Origin of the sequence: Streptomyces poriferorum, from assembly GCF_019399235.1 — a bacterium.
Classification (GTDB): Bacteria; Actinomycetota; Actinomycetes; order Streptomycetales; family Streptomycetaceae; genus Streptomyces; species Streptomyces poriferorum.
In genome coordinates this window covers 1-16,494 of sequence record NZ_JAELVH010000139.1, presented here as the reverse complement: position 1 = coordinate 16,494, position 16,494 = coordinate 1, and the positions used below count along the sequence as shown (strand labels likewise).

The 16,494-nt window shown below is 71.1% G+C and carries 12 protein-coding genes; 7 read left to right on the top strand and 5 right to left on the bottom strand.

Translation table 11 applies throughout. The annotated features are described in order from the left end of the window. Positions 1-183: 183 nt before the first annotated feature. The 3 genes from JGS39_RS23015 (at position 184) to JGS39_RS23005 (ending at position 9,334) form a co-directional block, all read left to right on the top strand. Positions 184-999, top strand: a complete 816-nt coding sequence (locus JGS39_RS23015; protein WP_219571279.1) for a hypothetical protein — start codon at positions 184-186, stop codon at positions 997-999. A gap of 154 nt (positions 1,000-1,153) precedes the next feature. After that, positions 1,154-5,437: a S8 family serine peptidase gene (locus JGS39_RS23010; RefSeq protein ID WP_219571278.1), complete on the top strand. Its 4,284-nt coding sequence runs from the start codon at positions 1,154-1,156 to the stop codon at positions 5,435-5,437. 204 nt (positions 5,438-5,641) lie between these two features. Continuing rightward, positions 5,642-9,334, top strand: coding sequence for a S8 family serine peptidase (locus JGS39_RS23005; protein WP_236063956.1), 3,693 nt, complete (start codon positions 5,642-5,644; stop codon positions 9,332-9,334). 37 nt (positions 9,335-9,371) lie between these two features. Here the strand turns inward: JGS39_RS23005 and JGS39_RS23000 are convergent, their stop codons facing one another. Together JGS39_RS23000 and JGS39_RS22995 are read right to left on the bottom strand one after the other, a co-directional pair. Then, complete coding sequence (locus tag JGS39_RS23000; protein ID WP_219571277.1) at positions 9,372-10,319, bottom strand: helix-turn-helix domain-containing protein; 948 nt, start codon at positions 10,317-10,319, stop codon at positions 9,372-9,374. A gap of 82 nt (positions 10,320-10,401) precedes the next feature. Further along, positions 10,402-11,190 carry a helix-turn-helix domain-containing protein gene (locus tag JGS39_RS22995; protein ID WP_308120621.1) on the bottom strand — a complete coding sequence of 263 codons (789 nt, stop codon included), beginning with the start codon at positions 11,188-11,190 and terminating at the stop codon, positions 10,402-10,404. 215 nt (positions 11,191-11,405) lie between these two features. Here JGS39_RS22995 and JGS39_RS22990 point away from each other — a divergent pair, with 215 nt between their 5' ends. After that, on the top strand, positions 11,406-12,101 hold the full coding sequence (locus tag JGS39_RS22990; protein ID WP_219571276.1) for an alpha/beta fold hydrolase: 696 nt from the start codon (positions 11,406-11,408) through the stop codon (positions 12,099-12,101). A gap of 226 nt (positions 12,102-12,327) precedes the next feature. Continuing rightward, entirely contained in the window at positions 12,328-13,242 is a 915-nt protein-coding gene (locus JGS39_RS22985) for an alpha/beta fold hydrolase (RefSeq protein WP_219571275.1), read from the top strand. A 17-nt stretch (positions 13,243-13,259) separates the two neighbouring features. Here the strand turns inward: JGS39_RS22985 and JGS39_RS22980 are convergent, their stop codons facing one another. Together JGS39_RS22980 and JGS39_RS22975 are read right to left on the bottom strand one after the other, a co-directional pair. After that, positions 13,260-13,721, bottom strand: coding sequence for a hypothetical protein (locus JGS39_RS22980; protein ID WP_219571274.1), 462 nt, complete (start codon positions 13,719-13,721; stop codon positions 13,260-13,262). A 42-nt stretch (positions 13,722-13,763) separates the two neighbouring features. After that, positions 13,764-14,426: a hypothetical protein gene (locus JGS39_RS22975; RefSeq protein WP_219571273.1), complete on the bottom strand. Its 663-nt coding sequence runs from the start codon at positions 14,424-14,426 to the stop codon at positions 13,764-13,766. Positions 14,427-14,639: 213 nt separating this feature from the next. Between JGS39_RS22975 and JGS39_RS22970 the strand changes: the two genes are divergently transcribed. Together JGS39_RS22970 and JGS39_RS22965 are read left to right on the top strand one after the other, a co-directional pair. Next, positions 14,640-15,077, top strand: a complete 438-nt coding sequence (locus JGS39_RS22970; protein WP_148018305.1) for a VOC family protein — start codon at positions 14,640-14,642, stop codon at positions 15,075-15,077. 182 nt (positions 15,078-15,259) lie between these two features. After that, positions 15,260-15,994, top strand: coding sequence for a DUF4232 domain-containing protein (locus JGS39_RS22965; RefSeq protein WP_219571272.1), 735 nt, complete (start codon positions 15,260-15,262; stop codon positions 15,992-15,994). 40 nt (positions 15,995-16,034) lie between these two features. Here the strand turns inward: JGS39_RS22965 and JGS39_RS22960 are convergent. Beyond that, on the bottom strand, positions 16,035-16,494 hold a 460-nt coding region (locus tag JGS39_RS22960), incomplete at its 5' end, for a CocE/NonD family hydrolase (protein WP_219571271.1).

Genomic DNA, 16,494 nt, shown 5'->3' with positions numbered 1-16,494 from the left:
ACTTGCGACGGAGGGTAGCGACGCTCTAGCGTCAGCCGGGACACGACGGCCCCCGCCGGTGCGCAAACACCGAGCAGGGGCCTGACCACGACGATCGAAACGGACCACGATCTCATGGCTGCCAGCCAGCTTAGTGCTGCCCCTTTTCCCGCGCCCGGCCCCGCGCCCACGCTCGACCATCCGATGGCGAACCCCGGATACGGCAAGCGTTCGGCCCCGGACCAACGCCCCCGCACCGGACATGACTTCGCCCATCTCCTCCCCCGTGACGCTGCCATCGCCGCGTACATCGACGGGCTGTGCGACGGCGCCGACATCTCCGTGAAGATGCTCGCCAAGGTGCTGCCGTACGGGCAGTGCGCGCTGCGGACCTCACTGAACCGGCTCCAGGAGGAGGGGCACCTGCGCCGGGGCAGTGAGTGCGTCGCGACCGAGGAGGCGCTGATCTGGGTGACGCGTACGTTCTTCTCCCGCACCGCCCGCGACGACGAGTGGTGGGCGGCGTACACCCGGGGCGACGTACCGCGGGAGCAGCAACGGCCAACGCGCTCCCGGTCGTTCATCCTGCTGGCCGCGCTCGGAAAGGCCGCGCCTTCGCTGTCGCTGCCCGAAGCGCATTGCGTGCGGCTGGAACCCCAGGTCAGCGAGTGGTTCGAGCGGGGTGCCACCGAGGCGGAGATCATGTGCGCACTGACCCAGGGACTGCCGGTGGAGATCTACAGCCCGGTCGCGTTCGTCGGCCGGAGGCTGCTCGAAAAACTGCCGCCCGCCCGCATCGCCCCCGTACGCCAGGTCGTCCTGCGGACCCTTGAATGCCGCGAGTGCCGGGCCCCCGGCGCCCCCGAGGCAATGCCGGGCGGCATCTGCGGCGCGTGCCGGGGCAAGCCCGCCGACGTGACCGGCGGTCCGGCGGGGGCCGTTCCCGTACACGGCGTGCGGGCCAGGATGAGCGCGGTGCGGGCGGGGCTGGTCCCGCGAGCGGACCGCACCCGCAGGTGACACCAGGGCGGGACCGCCCTCGCCAGTAACGCCCTGCCCGTTCCATGGCGGCTCTACGACATGTCGAATTGTCGCCACCTCCATCTGGTGCGCCGGGCCCGTCCGACTCTGTAGACCCGGGGAGCACACCCACCCCGGAAGGAGCAGGACAACCATGTCCCGCAAAGCAACCCCTGCCAGACGACGGCTCACCGCCGCCGTCCTCGCAGCCGGGCTGACCGGTCCCCTGCTGGGCCTCTCCGCCCTTCCCGCCCAAGCGGCCCCCGTGCCACGCCCATTGGGCGCCGCAGTGCCCGACGTACCGAAGCAGGCCCTCAAGTCCGAGCGGGACAAGCTCGGTTCGCACGACCGCACCCTGCTCCAGAAGGCCGAGAGCAAGAAGGCCGCCACGGTCACCGTGATGCTGGCCACCGACCGCGGCGACACGGCCGACGTGCGCCGCCGCATCACCCAGCTCGGCGGCACCGTCGGCGACGTCACCGACAAGCTCGGCTACGTGCGCGCCACCGTGCCCACCGGCAAGGTCACCGAACTGGCCGGGCTGTCCTCGGTGCGCGCCGTCGACCTGAACGAGACGTTCAAGATCCCCGACCCGTCACCGGTCACCGGTGCGGACCGGAAGCAGGACAGCTCGTCCGGCACGGAGAGCGGCAGCACTCCCGCCGCACCCGGCAAGGGGACCCCCGCCGACAACCCGTATCTGCCCACCGGCGAGACGGGCGCCACCGACTTCACGTCCGCCCACCGCGACTGGGACGGTCGCGGCGTGACCATCGGCATCCTGGACACCGGCGTGGACGCCGCGCATCCCGCGCTGCAGAAGACCACGACCGGCGAGCCGAAGATCAAGAACTGGCTCACGGCGACCGACCCGCTCACCGACAGCGACCCGACGTGGCTCCAGATGAGCCGCACGGTCACCGCCACCGGCGGCACGTTCCGGTTCAGCGGCGTGGACTACAAGGCGCCGGACGGCACGTACGAGTTCCAGACCTTCGCCGAGAGCACGACGTACGGCGGCGAGCTGGGCGGCGACGTGAACCGCGACGGCGACTACAAGGACACCTTCGCCGTCCTCTACCGGCCCGCCGACCACCGCGTGTGGGTCGACGCCGACCTGGACCACAGCTTCGGTGACGGCGACGTCGTCGAACCGTACGCGAAGAGCGGGAAGTTCGCCTCGTTCGGCACGGACGACCCGAGCACCCCCGTCGCCGAGTCGATGCCGTTCACCGTCGAGTACCGCGACGACGTGGACCTGTCGCCGCTGGGCGGCACCAACGTCGGCAGGAGTGCCGACTACGTGAACATCGGCATCGTCTCGGGCGCGCACGCCACGCACGTCGCCGGGATCAGCGCGGGCAACAGCCTGTTCGGCGGGAAGATGAACGGCGCCGCGCCCGGCGCGAAGATCGTCTCCGAGCGTGTGTGCCTGTTCGCGTCCGGCTGCACGGCGTACGCGCTCGCCGAGGGCATGATCGACGTGGTCGTGAACCAGCACGTCGACGTCGTCAACCTGTCGATCGGCGGACTGCCCGCCCTCAACGACGGCAACAACGTACGGTCCGTGCTCTACAACCGGCTCATCGACGACTACGGCGTCCAGATCGTGTCGTCGGCCGGCAACGACGGGCCCGGCATGAACACCATCGCCGACCCCGCCGTCTCCGACAAGGTGCTCGCGGTCGGCGCGTCCGTCAGCAGGGACACCTGGTGGGCCGATTACGGCTCCCGGGTGCGCGCCTCCCAGTCCCTGTTCCCGTTCTCCGCGCGCGGACCGCGCGAGGACGGCGGCATGAAGCCGGAGATCGTCGCCCCGGGCGCCGCCGTGTCGTCCATACCCACCTGGATGCCCGGCGAGAGCGTGCCCGACGCAGGCTATGAACTGCCCGCCGGATACGGCATGTTCAACGGTACGTCGATGGCGTCCCCGCAGGCCGCGGGCGATGTCGCGCTGCTCCTGTCGGCTGCTCGGCGCTCCGGTACGAAGGTGACGCCGGCCGCGCTGCGCTCCGCGCTGACGAGCTCGGCCACGTTCCTCGACGACCAGCCCGCCTACGCGCAGGGCGCGGGGCTCATCAACGTCCCGGCGGCGTGGAAGCTGCTGGCGAAGGGCGCCGAGCCGACGTCGTACACCGTCGACGCCCCCGTGTGCGGGGCGCTCGCCGGAATGCTCGCCACCCCGAAGTCCGGCACCGGCGTGTACAACCGCTGCTCCCCCGGCGACGGCGGCCAGACCACCGGCCGCACCAAGGAGTACGACGTCCGGCTGACCCGCACCGGCTCCGGCAGCGGTGTCGCGCTGCTGTCGTGGCTGGGCAATGACGGCACGTTCAGCGCCCCGCCCGTCGTGCTGCTCGGCAAGGGCAAGGAGACCACCGTCACCGTCCGCGCCCGGACCGGCTCCACCGGTGCGCACTCGGCGCTGCTGCGCGTCGACGACCCGACGACCCCCGGTGTCGACAAGCTCGTCCCGGTCACCGTCGTGGCCGCCGCCGACCCGGCGAAGTCCTCGTACACGATCAGCGCCAAGGGTTCGGTGGACCGCAACCAGACGCGTTCCGTGTTCGTGTCCGTGGCCGAGGGTGCCTCGGCGCTGAAGGTGGACCTGAGCGGGATCGCGGGTGACAGCCAGACCCGGTTCCTCGCCATCGACCCGCAGGGCATGCCCGTGGACGAGACCGCCGTCAGCCTGTGCTACACGAACTTCTCGGACGCCGGGACCTGTGACCCGGCCTCGCGCACCTACGAGCAGCCGATGCCCGGCATCTGGGAGTTCGAGGTGGAGGCGCGGCGCACGTCGCCCGTCATGGAGAACCCGTACCGGCTGAGCGCGTCCGTTCAGGGTGCCACGTTCGACCCGGCGTCGTCCGTGGTCGCCGAGGCCGCCCTGCACGCGCCCACCGAGCAGGCGTTCACCGCCGTCAACCGGTTCGCGCCGGTGACCGCACACGCGACCGGCGGCTCGCTCGGCGCCCTGTCGCAGGCCCGGCCCACCGTCGCCTCCCAGGCGACGACCGGCAAGCAGATCACGGTGCCGCGCGACGCGACCCGCCTGGAGGTCGTGCTGGGCAACGCCTCCGACAAGGACGCCGACCTGGATCTGTACCTGGTCGCCCAGTCCGGTGCCCTGGTCGCCTCGTCCACCCATGGCGGCTCGCGTGAGTCGCTGACCATGAAGAACCCGAAGCCCGGCTACTACTACCTGTACATCGCGGGCACCGACGTACCCTCCGGTTCCACCGAGTTCGACATCCAGGACACGATGTTCTCGAAGTCGCTGGGTGCGGTGACGGTGGACGACGAGAAGCCGGTGAAGCTGGCCACCGGGCAGTCCATGAAGATCGCCGGGCGCCTCGTCCCGGAGTCCGCACCGCCGGCCGGCCGCCGTCTGGTCGGCCGGTTCTCGATGGCGAACGACGCGGGTACGCCCCTGGGCAGCGCGGACGTGCTGCTCGGCAACGTCACCGTGCCGTCCCTCGACGTCACCGGGTCCTTCGGCCCGGCCAGCGGCTTCGGCTTCAACGACCAGGGGCAGGTGGCCGGTTCGGCTCAGGTCTCCTCGGTCACCCGGCCGGTCCGCTGGGACGCCAAGCACGGCGTCACGCTGCTCGACAACACCGGGGTGCGCAACGGCAGCGCCCTGGGCCTGAGCCAGTCCGGTGCGTACACCACGGGTCAGGTGACGCTGACGGCCGGCGGCACCCGCGGCGCCGTGTGGGACGCGGACGGCAAGCTCACCACGCTGCCGCTTCCCGACTGGGAGGCGTACAGCTTCGACCGCGGCTTCGCGGTCGACGACGCCGGTAACGTCGTCGGTAACGCCACCGGGTACATCGACAACCCCGCGACCAGCGGCAAGCTCCAGGTCAACGACCCGTTCATCTGGTCCGCGAAGGACGGGTTCCGCAAGCTGCAGCACCTGACCGACCAGCGCACCCTGACCGAGCCGCTCGCGATCAACGAGTCGGGCGTCATCGTCGGCCACTCGTACAAGGCGGGTGTCCGCCACGCGGTGAAGTGGAGCATGGACGGTTCGGTCACCGACCTGGGCACGCTGCCCGGCATGGCCGACAGCACCGCCGAGGGCGTCAACGCGTCCGGTGTGATCGTCGGCAAGAGCGGCGACGACGCGTTCGTCCTGAAGCCGGGCGGCACCATGACCCGGCTGCCCGACCTGGGCTTCGACGCCCAGGCGCTGGCGGTGAACGACGCCGGCTGGATCGTCGGCACCGCCGAGTTCGAGCCCGACATCGAGACGGCGGTGCTGTGGGACCCGCAGGGCCGGATGTACGACATCGGCTCCATGGTGGACCGCAAGCACTGGGTGCCCCTGGAGGGCCTCGGCATCAACAACCGAGGTGAGGTGGCCTTCTACGCCACCGACGTGACGGCCCAGGGATCGACGAAGATCGTCATCGCCAAGCTGCCGTCCTGACCGTGTCCTTCCCGGCTGCCCGCTCGCGGGCAGCCGGGAAGGCACCTCCGCTCCCCCCGGCCGTCGGCCGACGGATTCCATCGGCCGACGGCCTCATCCGTGAGCCGTCGGCCAGGAGAATGCCGGCGTCCGGTTTTCGCCATGGCGGGAACTCGACACCCTCCGCCGGTGCGTCAGGTGTTCCGGACCGGATAGACCGTTCCCATGCGATCCATACCCAGACGCCGATACCTCCCCGCCGCCACCGCGCTCACCATGGCGCTGATCGGGTGGGGATCGGTCACCGCCCCGGCGGCCGACGCCGATCCGGCCGCCGGGACCGGTGCCACTGCACCGGCCGGCAAGTCCTACGACATCACCCTCGTCACCGGTGATCTCGTGCACTACACCGACCTGCCCGGGAACCACGACGTGGTGACCGTGGACCCGGCCGGGGCGGGCTCCGACGGCGTCGAGGTGCAGACCCGCGGCGACGACACCTACGTCATCCCGCGCCAGGCCATGTCGCTGCTCGCCGCCGGGAAGCTCGACGAGCGGCTGTTCAACGTCACCGGCCTGGTGGCGATGGGGTACGACGACGCGCACACGGACACCGTTCCGGTGATCGCGACCGCCCCGGCCGCCGCCCGCACGGCGAAGGCACAGCCGAAGGTCCCGGCCACGCCCGAGGGCACCGAGTCGGTCCGTACGCTGTCCTCGATCCACGCGAAGGCGCTGCGCGCCGACAAGGGCCGGGCCACGTCGTTCTGGAAGGACATCGCGGCGGGATCCGACCCGAAGTCCCTGTCGGGCGGCATCGGCAAGCTGTGGCTCGACGGCAAGGTCGAGGCCTCGCTCGCCACCGAGACCGCGCAGATCAAGGCCACGGACGCCTGGCAGCAGGGCCTGGACGGCACGGGCGTCAAGGTCGCCGTGCTCGACACCGGCGCGGACCTCGACCACCCGGACCTCGTCGGGCAGGTCGACGCCACCGTGAGCTTCGTGCCCGGCCAGGGCGTCGACGACGGCAACGGCCACGGCACGCACACCGCCTCCACCATCGCCGGTACCGGCGCCGCCTCCGGCGGCAAGGAGAAGGGCGCGGCCCCGGGGGCCCGCCTCCTGGTCGGCAAGGTGCTCGGCAACGAGGGCACCGGCGAGGAGTCGTACTCCATCGCCGGTATGGAGTGGGCCAAGGCGCAGGGCGCGGACATCGTGTCGATGAGCCTCGGCACCCCTAACGGGTCCGACGGCACGGACCCGACGTCGCAGGCCGTGAACGAGCTCTCCGCGGACGGCGGTCCGCTGTTCGTCATCGCGGCGGGCAACACCTACGACCCGGGCACCATCGGCTCCCCGGGCGCCGCCGCCTCCGCGCTGACGGTGGCCGCGGTCGACAGGAACGACGACCGCGCCGAGTTCTCCAGCCAGGGCCCGCTGATCGGCACGCACAGCCTCAAGCCGGACGTCTCCGCGCCCGGCACGGACGTGTCCGCCGCCGCCTCCCAGTCGGTGCCGGGCTGGACGGGCGGCCTGTACCGGACGATGAGCGGAACGTCGATGGCGACGCCGCTCGTGGCGGGATCGGCCGCGATCCTCAAGGAGCGGCACCCCGACTGGAGCGGCGAGCGCATCAAGAACGCGCTGATGTCGACGTCGGACAAGACCGCCGAGACGCCGTACGAAGTGGGCACCGGCCGGGTGAACGTAGCCTCGGCCATCAGCTCCACCATCGAGGCGACGGGCTCCGTCGAGGCCGCCGCGTACGACTGGCCGAACGCCGACGCGAAGACGGCGACCCGCACGGTCACCTACCGCAACGAGGGCGACGCGGACGTCACGCTGGCCCTCGCCCTCGACACGGACGCCGACGCGTACACGCTGTCGCGGTCCTCGGTGACGGTCCCCGCGCAAGGCACCACCGAGGTGACCCTGACCCTCGACGCGTCGAAGGTCCCCGCGGGCACCACGTTCTCCGGCCATGTCGTCGCGACGGACACCGCGACCGGCCAGGCGGTCGCACACACCGGCTTCGCCCTCTTCAAGGAGGCGGAGATGTACGACTACACCATCAAGCTGACGGGCCGGGACGGCAAGCCGCTGTCGGGCAATGTCGCACTGCACACGTCGGACTCCAGTGACTCCGCGCTCATCGCCGTCGACGGCGAGAAGACGCTGCGTCTGCCGCCCGGCCGCTACACCACGACCGCTTACGTCGAGGTGCCCGGCGACACCGCCGACTCGCTCGGCCAGGCGCTGCTGATCTCGGACGAGGCCACGCTCGGCGACGGCCACTCGTCCGGCACGGCCGACCTGGACGCGACGAAGGTGCGCAAGGCGTACGCGGTCCCGGAGAGGGAGAGCGAGGAGACGCAGGCCGTCTTCAACCTCCAGCGCACCTACGCCGACGGCGCGGGCATCAGCTGGTCCACCTCCTGGCAGCTGCCCATCAAGTACGACTCGCTGTACCTGGCGCCCACGAAGAAGGTGTCGGACGGTTCGATGCGCGCGTTCCTGCACTGGCGGCTGCGGCAGAAGGCCCTCGACGCCGAGACCGGTTCCGGGCGGGACATCGAGCTGACGTCGCAGCCGAACACCGCGTACCACGACGGCTCGTCGACCCTGCGCACCGTCTACGCGGGCCGGGGCGCGGCGGCCGACTACACCGGCCTCGACGTCCGCGGCAAGGCCGTGATCGTCGACCGCACCGACGACGTCACCCCGGCCGAGCGGGCGCAGGCCGCCTCCGACGCGGGCGCGGCGCTGCTGGTCGTCGTCAACGACGCCCCGGGGCACCTGTACCAGAGCTACGGCGGCGTCGGCGGGCTCACCGTCGCCTCCGTGCGGCAGGGCGACGGCGCACGCCTGGTCTCGGAGGCGAAGTCGGGGAAGGGCCGACTGCACGTGAAGCAGCAGCAGTACCCGGAATACAGCTACGACCTGGTGCAGCAGTTCAAGGACGTCATCCCGGACAAGTCCCTGGCGTACAAGCCGGACGACCACGATCTGGCCCGCGTGAACAACAGCGTGTACGCGGCATCGGGCACCCTCGGCTACGGCGGGCGCTACTTCATCCCGGCGTGGGGCGCGGGTCTGGGCGGTGACGCCTACGAGAAGTGGTCGCGGACGACGACGGAGTACGTCACCGGCAACACGACCGCCGTCGGGTCCTGGTACGAGCAGCACACCGGGCTCGGTGCGGCGGACGGCTACTTCGAGCGCGCGTCGACGGACTCGTACGCCGGTGGCCGCCGCTATGACGCCGGCTGGTTCAAGCCGGTCCAGGCCCCGCGCCTGGGTGAGAACTACGTCCCCTTCCAGACGGCCAGCACCCTGACCTGGAACACCGCGATGTGGTCCGGCAGTAGCGACGGCACCCATGTCGGGGGCGGCGGCGGCACCAAGCAGACCACGCTCTACCGCGGCGACACCCAGCTGGCCACGTTCAAGGCCCAGTCGGGCCGTGCGTCCAACCTGCCGGCGGGCTCGTACAAGCTCGTCGCGACCGGGCAGCGCACCACCGCCGCCTGGCCCGGCACCACGAGCACGAGCACCACGTGGGGCTTCGACTACAAGCCGCTGCCGACGGGCCGTGCCAATGTGCCGATGCTGAACCTCGGCTACGACGTCGCCACGGATCTGCAGGGCACGGCCAGGGCGGGCAAGCGCCTCACCCTGGGCCTGCGCTCGGCGACGTACGACGGGGCGACCGCTGCCACGTCGGCCACCCTTCAGGTCTCGTACGACGACGGGGCCACCTGGCGGGACGCCAAGCTCAAGCGGGCCGGTGACGGCCGCTGGACGACGGTCCTGGACACGCCGCGCGCCGCGAAGTCGGTGTCGCTGCGGGCCGCGGCCGGGGCGCCGGGCGGGCTGACGATCGGCCAGGACGTGATCCGGGCGATCACCCTGAAGTAGACAGGGCGGAGATCAGGGTGGGTGTGGCCGACGGCGGTCACACCCACCCGTGCTGTCCGGCGTACCAGCCCAGCTGGAGCCGCGAGGTCGCGCCGGCGTGGGTCATCATCAGCTGGATGCGGCGCTGCACGGTCCGCGCCGAAAGCCCCACCTGCGTGGCCACGGCCGTGTCCGTGAGACCGGCGAGCAGCAGCCGCAGAATGTGCACGTCGACCGGGTCGATGCCCGCGCCCGCCGCCTCCTGGTAGGGGCTGCCGCGCTCCCACACCTGCTCGAACAGTTCCCTGGCCATATGGGCGAGCCCGCCGCGCAGCACGACCGCCGGGTCGACGTCGGCGTCCCGCCCGTGCAGCGGCAGCATCGCCACGGATTCGTCGCAGAGGATCAGCTTGTACGGCACTTCGGTGACGGTCCGCACCTGGACCCCGTCGGCCAGGGACTGCGCGACGTGCTCCGCGGCGCCCGGTTCGCGCAGGAAGCCCTGGTCGATGACGGCCCGCACCCGCACGTCGCGGGCGATGGCCGTCACCTCCTCGCTGTCCGCCGGGGTGACCGCCTGGGGCCTGCCCGCCGAGAAGATGTCGATGGTGCGGCGTGCGGACAGCTGCAACTGGCGGTAGCGGGTGCCGATGGCCTCGCCGCCCTCGACGATCTCCACGAGTTCGCGCTGCGCGCGGTCCGCGGTCGCCATGCGGTACGTCTCCGTGAGCCGCGCGACCGTCAGCTCGGCGCGCTGCAGCCGATCGCGGTGCGCGGCCAGCTCGGCGCCCAGCGCGACGGCGGGGGGCGCCGCGGAGTACCGGTGGCCGTCGGCGGCACGGACGACGAGGCCACGGGCCGCCAGGGAACGCAGTGCCGCATCGGCCCGTTCGGCGGGCAGACCGGCCGCCTCGCCGATCGCTTCCGCGCGGGCCGACGGCCGGGCGATGAGCATCCGGTAGACGGCCGCTTCGTCAGGCACGAGCCCGAGCTCGTCGAGTTCCATGCAGCCCCCCTCCCCTGTCCGGTGCCCGTTCGCGGCACCGAGTGGATGGTAAGCCCGAGCGTGTCAGCCACGCGGTCCTGGATCATCGCGGGATGAGCCGTACGGCAGCCTTCGGGCAGCTGGTCCGGTAGCGGCCCGGGGTCGTTCCGATGACGGCGGTGAACGCTGCGATGAAGCCGCTGGGATTGGCCCATCCGCAGGCGTAGGCGGTTCGGGTGGTGTCGTGGCCGTCGGCGAGGAGCACGAGCGCGTGGCAGATGCGCAGCTGTGTGCGCCACTCGTAGAAGGTCATGCCGAGTTCGCTGCGGAACAGCCGGCTGAGGGTGCGGCTGCCGGCTCCGATCGCCTTCCCCAGTTCGGCCAGCGTGGAGTTGTCCGACGGCGTCTCGTACAGCCTGCGGGCAATGGCTTGCAGCCGGTCGTCCTGTGGCTCCGGCAGGTGGAGTGGCTGTTCGTGGGCTTCGCGGAGTTCGTCGACGAGGACGCGGAGGAGGCGGGTGCGGGCGGCGGGGCTGTAGTCGGGTACGGCGTCGTCGTAGTTGCGGGAGCCGGTCAGGGCGAGCAGGACTTCCCGGGCGAGGCCGGAGGCCAGGAACACGGCGGGGCGATCCGGTACGAGCCGGGTGAGGGACGGCGGGAGAAAGACGATCCGCATATCCGTGTCGCCGTGGGCGCGGTGGTAGTGCGTGAATCCGGCGGGGGTCCAGGCGACGCGGTCGGCGGGAACGATCGACGTACCGCGCTCGGTGTGAACCGCCAGGACGCCGCCGGCTGCGTACACCAGGTGTCCGCGTGCGTGCGACTGCGCTTCGCTCGTTCCGCCGGACGGCCAGAGGTGGCGCCCGCCGGACGGCCATATGCGTGAGGTCACGCCGGCACTCCTGGGAGGTTGGCGGTGAACGGGCACAAGTCGGCATCGTATCGATAGCACGCCACACCCTGTTCCGGCGAAGCTTTCTCCGTGCGGAGCGGTCCGCAGTCGCGCGAAGCGCCCGGCCGAACCTCATCGCATCGCATCGCATCGCATCGCATCGCATCGCGGCAGCGCGCCTCGATGCCTCGGCTTGAGGGAAGAGGAGAAATCGCATGGCGACGTTCGTTCTTGTACCCGGCGGCTGGAAGGGCTCCTGGTCGTACGAGGCGGTGGTTCCGCTGCTGGAGCGTGCCGGCCATACCGTTCACGCCCTGACCCTGACCGGCCTGTGGCCGGACGACGACATCGCGACGGTCGCGACCGCCAACCTCGACACGCACGCCGACGACGTGGTGCGGCTCCTCGATCGCGCCCGGATCACCGGCGCGACGTTGGTCGGCCACAGCTACGGCGGGATGGTGATCGCCGCAGCCGCCGATCGCGCCGGAGGCTGGATCTCACGACTGGTCCATCTCGACGCGTACGTACCGCAGGACGGCGAGTCGTGCTGGTCGTCGACGAACGAGCACTTCCGGCAGGTCTTCGCCGCCGGCGCCGCGAGCACCGGCTACACCGTCCGGCCCCCCGGCGACGGCGATCCCCGCCGCCGTCCTCATCCCCTCGCCTCGTTCCTCCAGACGGTCCGGCTCACAGGCGCGCACGCCCAGGTCGCCCGCCGGGAGTTCGTCTACTGCTCGGGGTGGGAGGACCGGACGCCGTTCACCGAACTCCGCAACCGGCTCCGAGCCGATCCCGAGTGGCAGGTCCACGACCTCCCCACCGGCCACGACGCCATGCACGAGGCCCCGGATGCGGTCGCTGCACTCCTGCTCGCCGAAGGCGCGCCGGACACACCGCCGAACACATGACGGGCCTGCCGGTGAGGGCCGGGCGAGCCCAGTTCGACCCGGCCCATCCACTCTCCGTGACGTCCCTGCACGGGGTCACCGAACCCGGGCCGGGGGATATCCCCACCTCGCGCACGCGCCTCAGGCGCACCATCGACAGGCATGCCAGCCGGATTCTGCCGTGAACCGATCCACCGAAGGATGGAGAACGCAGCCGCACCATCATCCGAAGCACTGAGGATCAGCCATGTCCCACACCACGCCCCACCGCCGGTCCGTCAACCGGGCCCTGTCTGCCCTCGCCCTGCTGGCCCTGACCGCCGGCGCGGTCACGGCGTGCAGCGACGGCAACGCATCCGAGTCCAGGCACTCGGCCTCGCCGGAGGCCGGGCAGACGGCCGAGACGAAGCTGCGCATGATCGACAACGGCGGGCACCGGCTGGCCTTCCACGTCACGCAGGGCCACGGCTCCACGATCGTCCTGGACTCCGGCGGCGGCGAGGACTCCTCCTACTGGGACGACCTCGTCCCCCAACTCCACGCAGCCACCGGCGCCACCGTCGTCACGTACGACCGGGCCGGACTCGGCAAGAGTGACGTGGTGCCCGGTCCGTGGAAGGTCGAGAGCGCCGTCAGCGACCTCGAAGCGGGGCTCGAGCAGCTGGGCGTCACCAAGAACGTCACCCTCGTCTCCCACTCCCAGGCCGGCGAGATAGCGACGTACTTCGCGAAGGAGAACCAGAAGATGCTCTCCGGCGCGGTTCTCGTCGACGCCAACCTGCCCCCGCTCTTCACGGACGCGCAGATCGCCCGCCTCGTAGCGTTCAGCCAGCCGCAGGTCGACGCGGCGAAGAAGGACCCGGAGAATCCGCAGAACCGCCAGCTCATCTCGACCTCGGAGAGCTTCGTCGCGACGAGCAAGGCCTTCCACAAGGCCACATGGCCGGACGCGGTCCCTGCGACGGTCATCGTTTCGGAGAAGACCCCGTTCGACGGCTCCCCCGAGGACGCCCAGCGCTGGCGGGACGCCGCAGCCACGTTCGTCCACGACGGGCCCGGCCGCACACTCGTCACCGCCGAGGGCAGCTCCCACGACGTCCCGAAGGACAGCCCCGACCTCGTACTCAAGGAGATCGAGGGCATGGTGGCCGCGCAGGGCTGACGAACACACCGTCACTGTCAGTCGTAGAAGAAGAGCTCAAGGTCTTCGATGGATCCCGGCCCGGTGAAGAAGCCCTCGGCCTGGGCGATTTCGTCCTCCGGAGGCAGTTCGCCCTTCAGGAGCCGCTTCATCCAGATCTCGCCCTGCTCGCCCACCGCGTAGATGCCGGACAGCAGCTCAGCCATACCGGCAGGGTTCGGAGGGAGGCGCCCGACGACCGGCTGGAGGACCCAGCCGCCCGACCCGGCGGCGAGCCGCAGCACCCCGGCCCAGTTCGCGATCCGTCCGACGCGTACGTGCCAGGTGTCCTCGGTGAACGGGGCCAACCGCCCACCGTGGAGGGCGTTGGTGGCGCAGCCGATGTCCTTGATCACGTCCCGCTCCACGGCGTCACGGACCCAGCGCCCTTCCTGCGCTTCGTCGATGGCGGCCTCCCACCACCTCCACCCGTAGTCGAGGCGCTCCGTGAACGTGTCCATGGGGACAGGCTTCCATGCGCGTTGCCGGAACGGAGCCGCCGATCAAGACCAGGAGTCCACCCGGCCGCCCGTCCTTGAACTGCCGCTCAGCGGCGATCCCCAGGCGGGATCGTGACGCGCTCTCCTCGTCAGGTGGGTGAGCAAGTGCTCCGCCGTACTGGAGGCGGTGGCTTGCGGCGCTCCGACCGAGGTCAGAGCGGCGCTGACCCGTGCCGGGGCCGGCTCCGGCACGTCCGAGGCGGCCAGGAGAGGAAGCACCAGCAGAAGGCGGGCGGCCGTGTCCTGGACACCTTCGGCCGCAGGGGACGGGCTGTCGGCGAGGTGGACCAGTTCGTCCCACGTCAGCCCGACTCCCGAGAGATCCCCTTCCCAGCTCGCAACCTGCTGGGCGTGGCTGCGGCCCGGATGAGTGAGCAGGTAGTCGATGCCGTACTCGCCGGCCATGTTGCGATGGACAACCACAGCTCCGGGGCCGTCCTCGGCCGGCACACGGATCACCGGCCAGCGTTCGGGATCGAAGAGGACCTCGGACAAGGCATCGGCATCGGCATCGGCGCCGTCGTCGCCGAACCACTCCGGACCAGGACGTACGGCACTCGTTCCTCCGCCGCACACCGGCATGAGGTAGTTCGACCAGAATCCCGGACGATCCAGCAGTGCCTCGCCGGCCACCAGTGGCCCGTCCTCGTATCCCTTGATCAGCACCCCTGGATCCTGTCACCGGCCACTGACACGGTTCGGTCCCGGTCGGGATTGGTGCGGGGCCATTTCCCAGCCAACTGCTCGCGGGCGCCCGGGGTTGTCGGGAGTCGCTCCCTACGTGCGCCGCCGGCGGCTCCACACCCGCCGGTCACGTCGCTGACAGGGCGCCCCCGAAAATCCCGTTGCGCCGAAAGCGCCACCGACTATCTTGGCCCGATGACAAAGATCAAACAGGTCCAGATCACCTTCGACTGCGCGGACCCCGAGCGCGTCGCCCGCTTCTGGTGCGCGGCGCTGGGGTACGTCGTGCCGGAGCCGCCGGAGGGGTTCGACAGCTGGGAGGCGTACAAGAACTCCCTGCCGGCCGAGGATCTGCCGCTTTCGGGGTTCGCCTGTTCCGATCCCACCGGAGCGGGCCCGCGCTTGTACTTCCAGCGCGTTCCCGAGGGCAAGGTCGTCAAGAACCGGGTGCACCTCGACGTGCGGGCCGGCACCGGGCTCGTGGGTGAGGAGCGGCTCGCCGCGCTTGAGGCCGAATGCGCCCGGCTGATTCCGCTCGGGGCCGTACGCGGGAAGCTGCTGCTGGCCGACGAGGAGAACGAGTCGTGCCAGCTGATGCAGGACATCGAGGGCAACGAGTTCTGCCTCGACTGAGCGGACGGTGGTGCTCACCTGCTCGCTGCGGACATCGTCACGCCGTGGTCGGCGGTTCATGCGTGGGTGGTAACAAACCCTGATTTCCATGGAGTTGACGGGTCGGCCCCGGTCACACTCGGCTGTGTCGCTTGTACACAGGGCCGGTCCGCGGGCCGGTCTCGGGGGAATCGGGATGCAGCATGAACGCGAAGACAGCCGGAGTCGGTTCAGTACGTCAGGCCCTGCGCAGCACCCTCCTGGGGGCGGGTGTGGTCGCGGCCCTGCTGGCGGCCACCGCCTGCCAGCCGTCCGGGGGTGACGACGAGGGCGCCGGCCCGTCGGGCTCCGCCTCGGCGGGGAAGAGCCCGACGAAGAGCACCGAGTCGTCGTCCAGCGACTCCGGGACCGGGTCCGGAAGCAGCGCCGGCGACGACGCGAACGGGGACAGTGGCGAAACCAGCGGGGGCAACGGCACCGATCACCAGGACTGCAAGGTCACCGATCTCAGAGCCGCGGTCGAGCTTCAGGACGCGGCCGGGGAGACGCCCCGCCACTTCCTGCTGACCGTCACCAACGGCAGCGCGTCGCCGTGTGTCCTCAACGAGGCGCCACTGGTGCGGCTCGGAGCCGGTAACAGCGCTCCGACCGTCGAGAACCTCGAAGAGCCGGACACCGAGCCCCTCGTCGTCGAGGGCGGCGGCAAGGCGTACGCCGGCCTGTACATCTTCGGCAACGACGAGGGCGGCGAGGCGGAGTACGACCAGTCCGCCCGGTTCACCGCCTCCCTGGTCGCCGGTGAAGGCACCGAGCTCAGCGGCACGCTCGTCTTCGACCTGCCGGACGGTCTGCACACCGTCTCCTACGACGACGCTGCGCGGGTGAACGGCTGGGCGGGCACCGAGGGCCTGGCCATGCGCCCGATCAACCAGCTCTGACCGGCCGGCGCGGCGGCCCCCGCGGGACGCCGCGCCCCGCTCACCCCTCACCCTGCGGGAGCAGCAGCGCGGAGTCCGCGTGGACCGTGACCCGCACCGGTACGAACTCCCGTGCCTCCACCCGGGATTCGCCCGTCCCGGGGTTCTGCGCATAGCGCGGGTGCGCCCCCGCGCTGATCTGCCAGCGCATGCGGTGGCCTGCGGCGAAGCGGTACGCGGTGGAGCTCATCGGGACCGTGACGTGGGCCGGTTCCCCGCCCGGCGTACGCAACTGGGCGAAGCCGTCGCAGACGTTGGTGGAGCGGCCCGCCGCGTCCACGTCGCACAGGCGGGTGAAGAGGTCCCCGTGGCCGGTGTCCGCGGATGCGGAGACCCGTGCGGAGACGGCGCCGAGCACCGTGACGGGTTCGGTCAGGACCGGGCCGGTGAACGTGAGGACGTCGTCGCGGGACTCCAGCGTGCTGTTGTCCCGGGCGCCGGCCGGGACAACAGCACGCTGG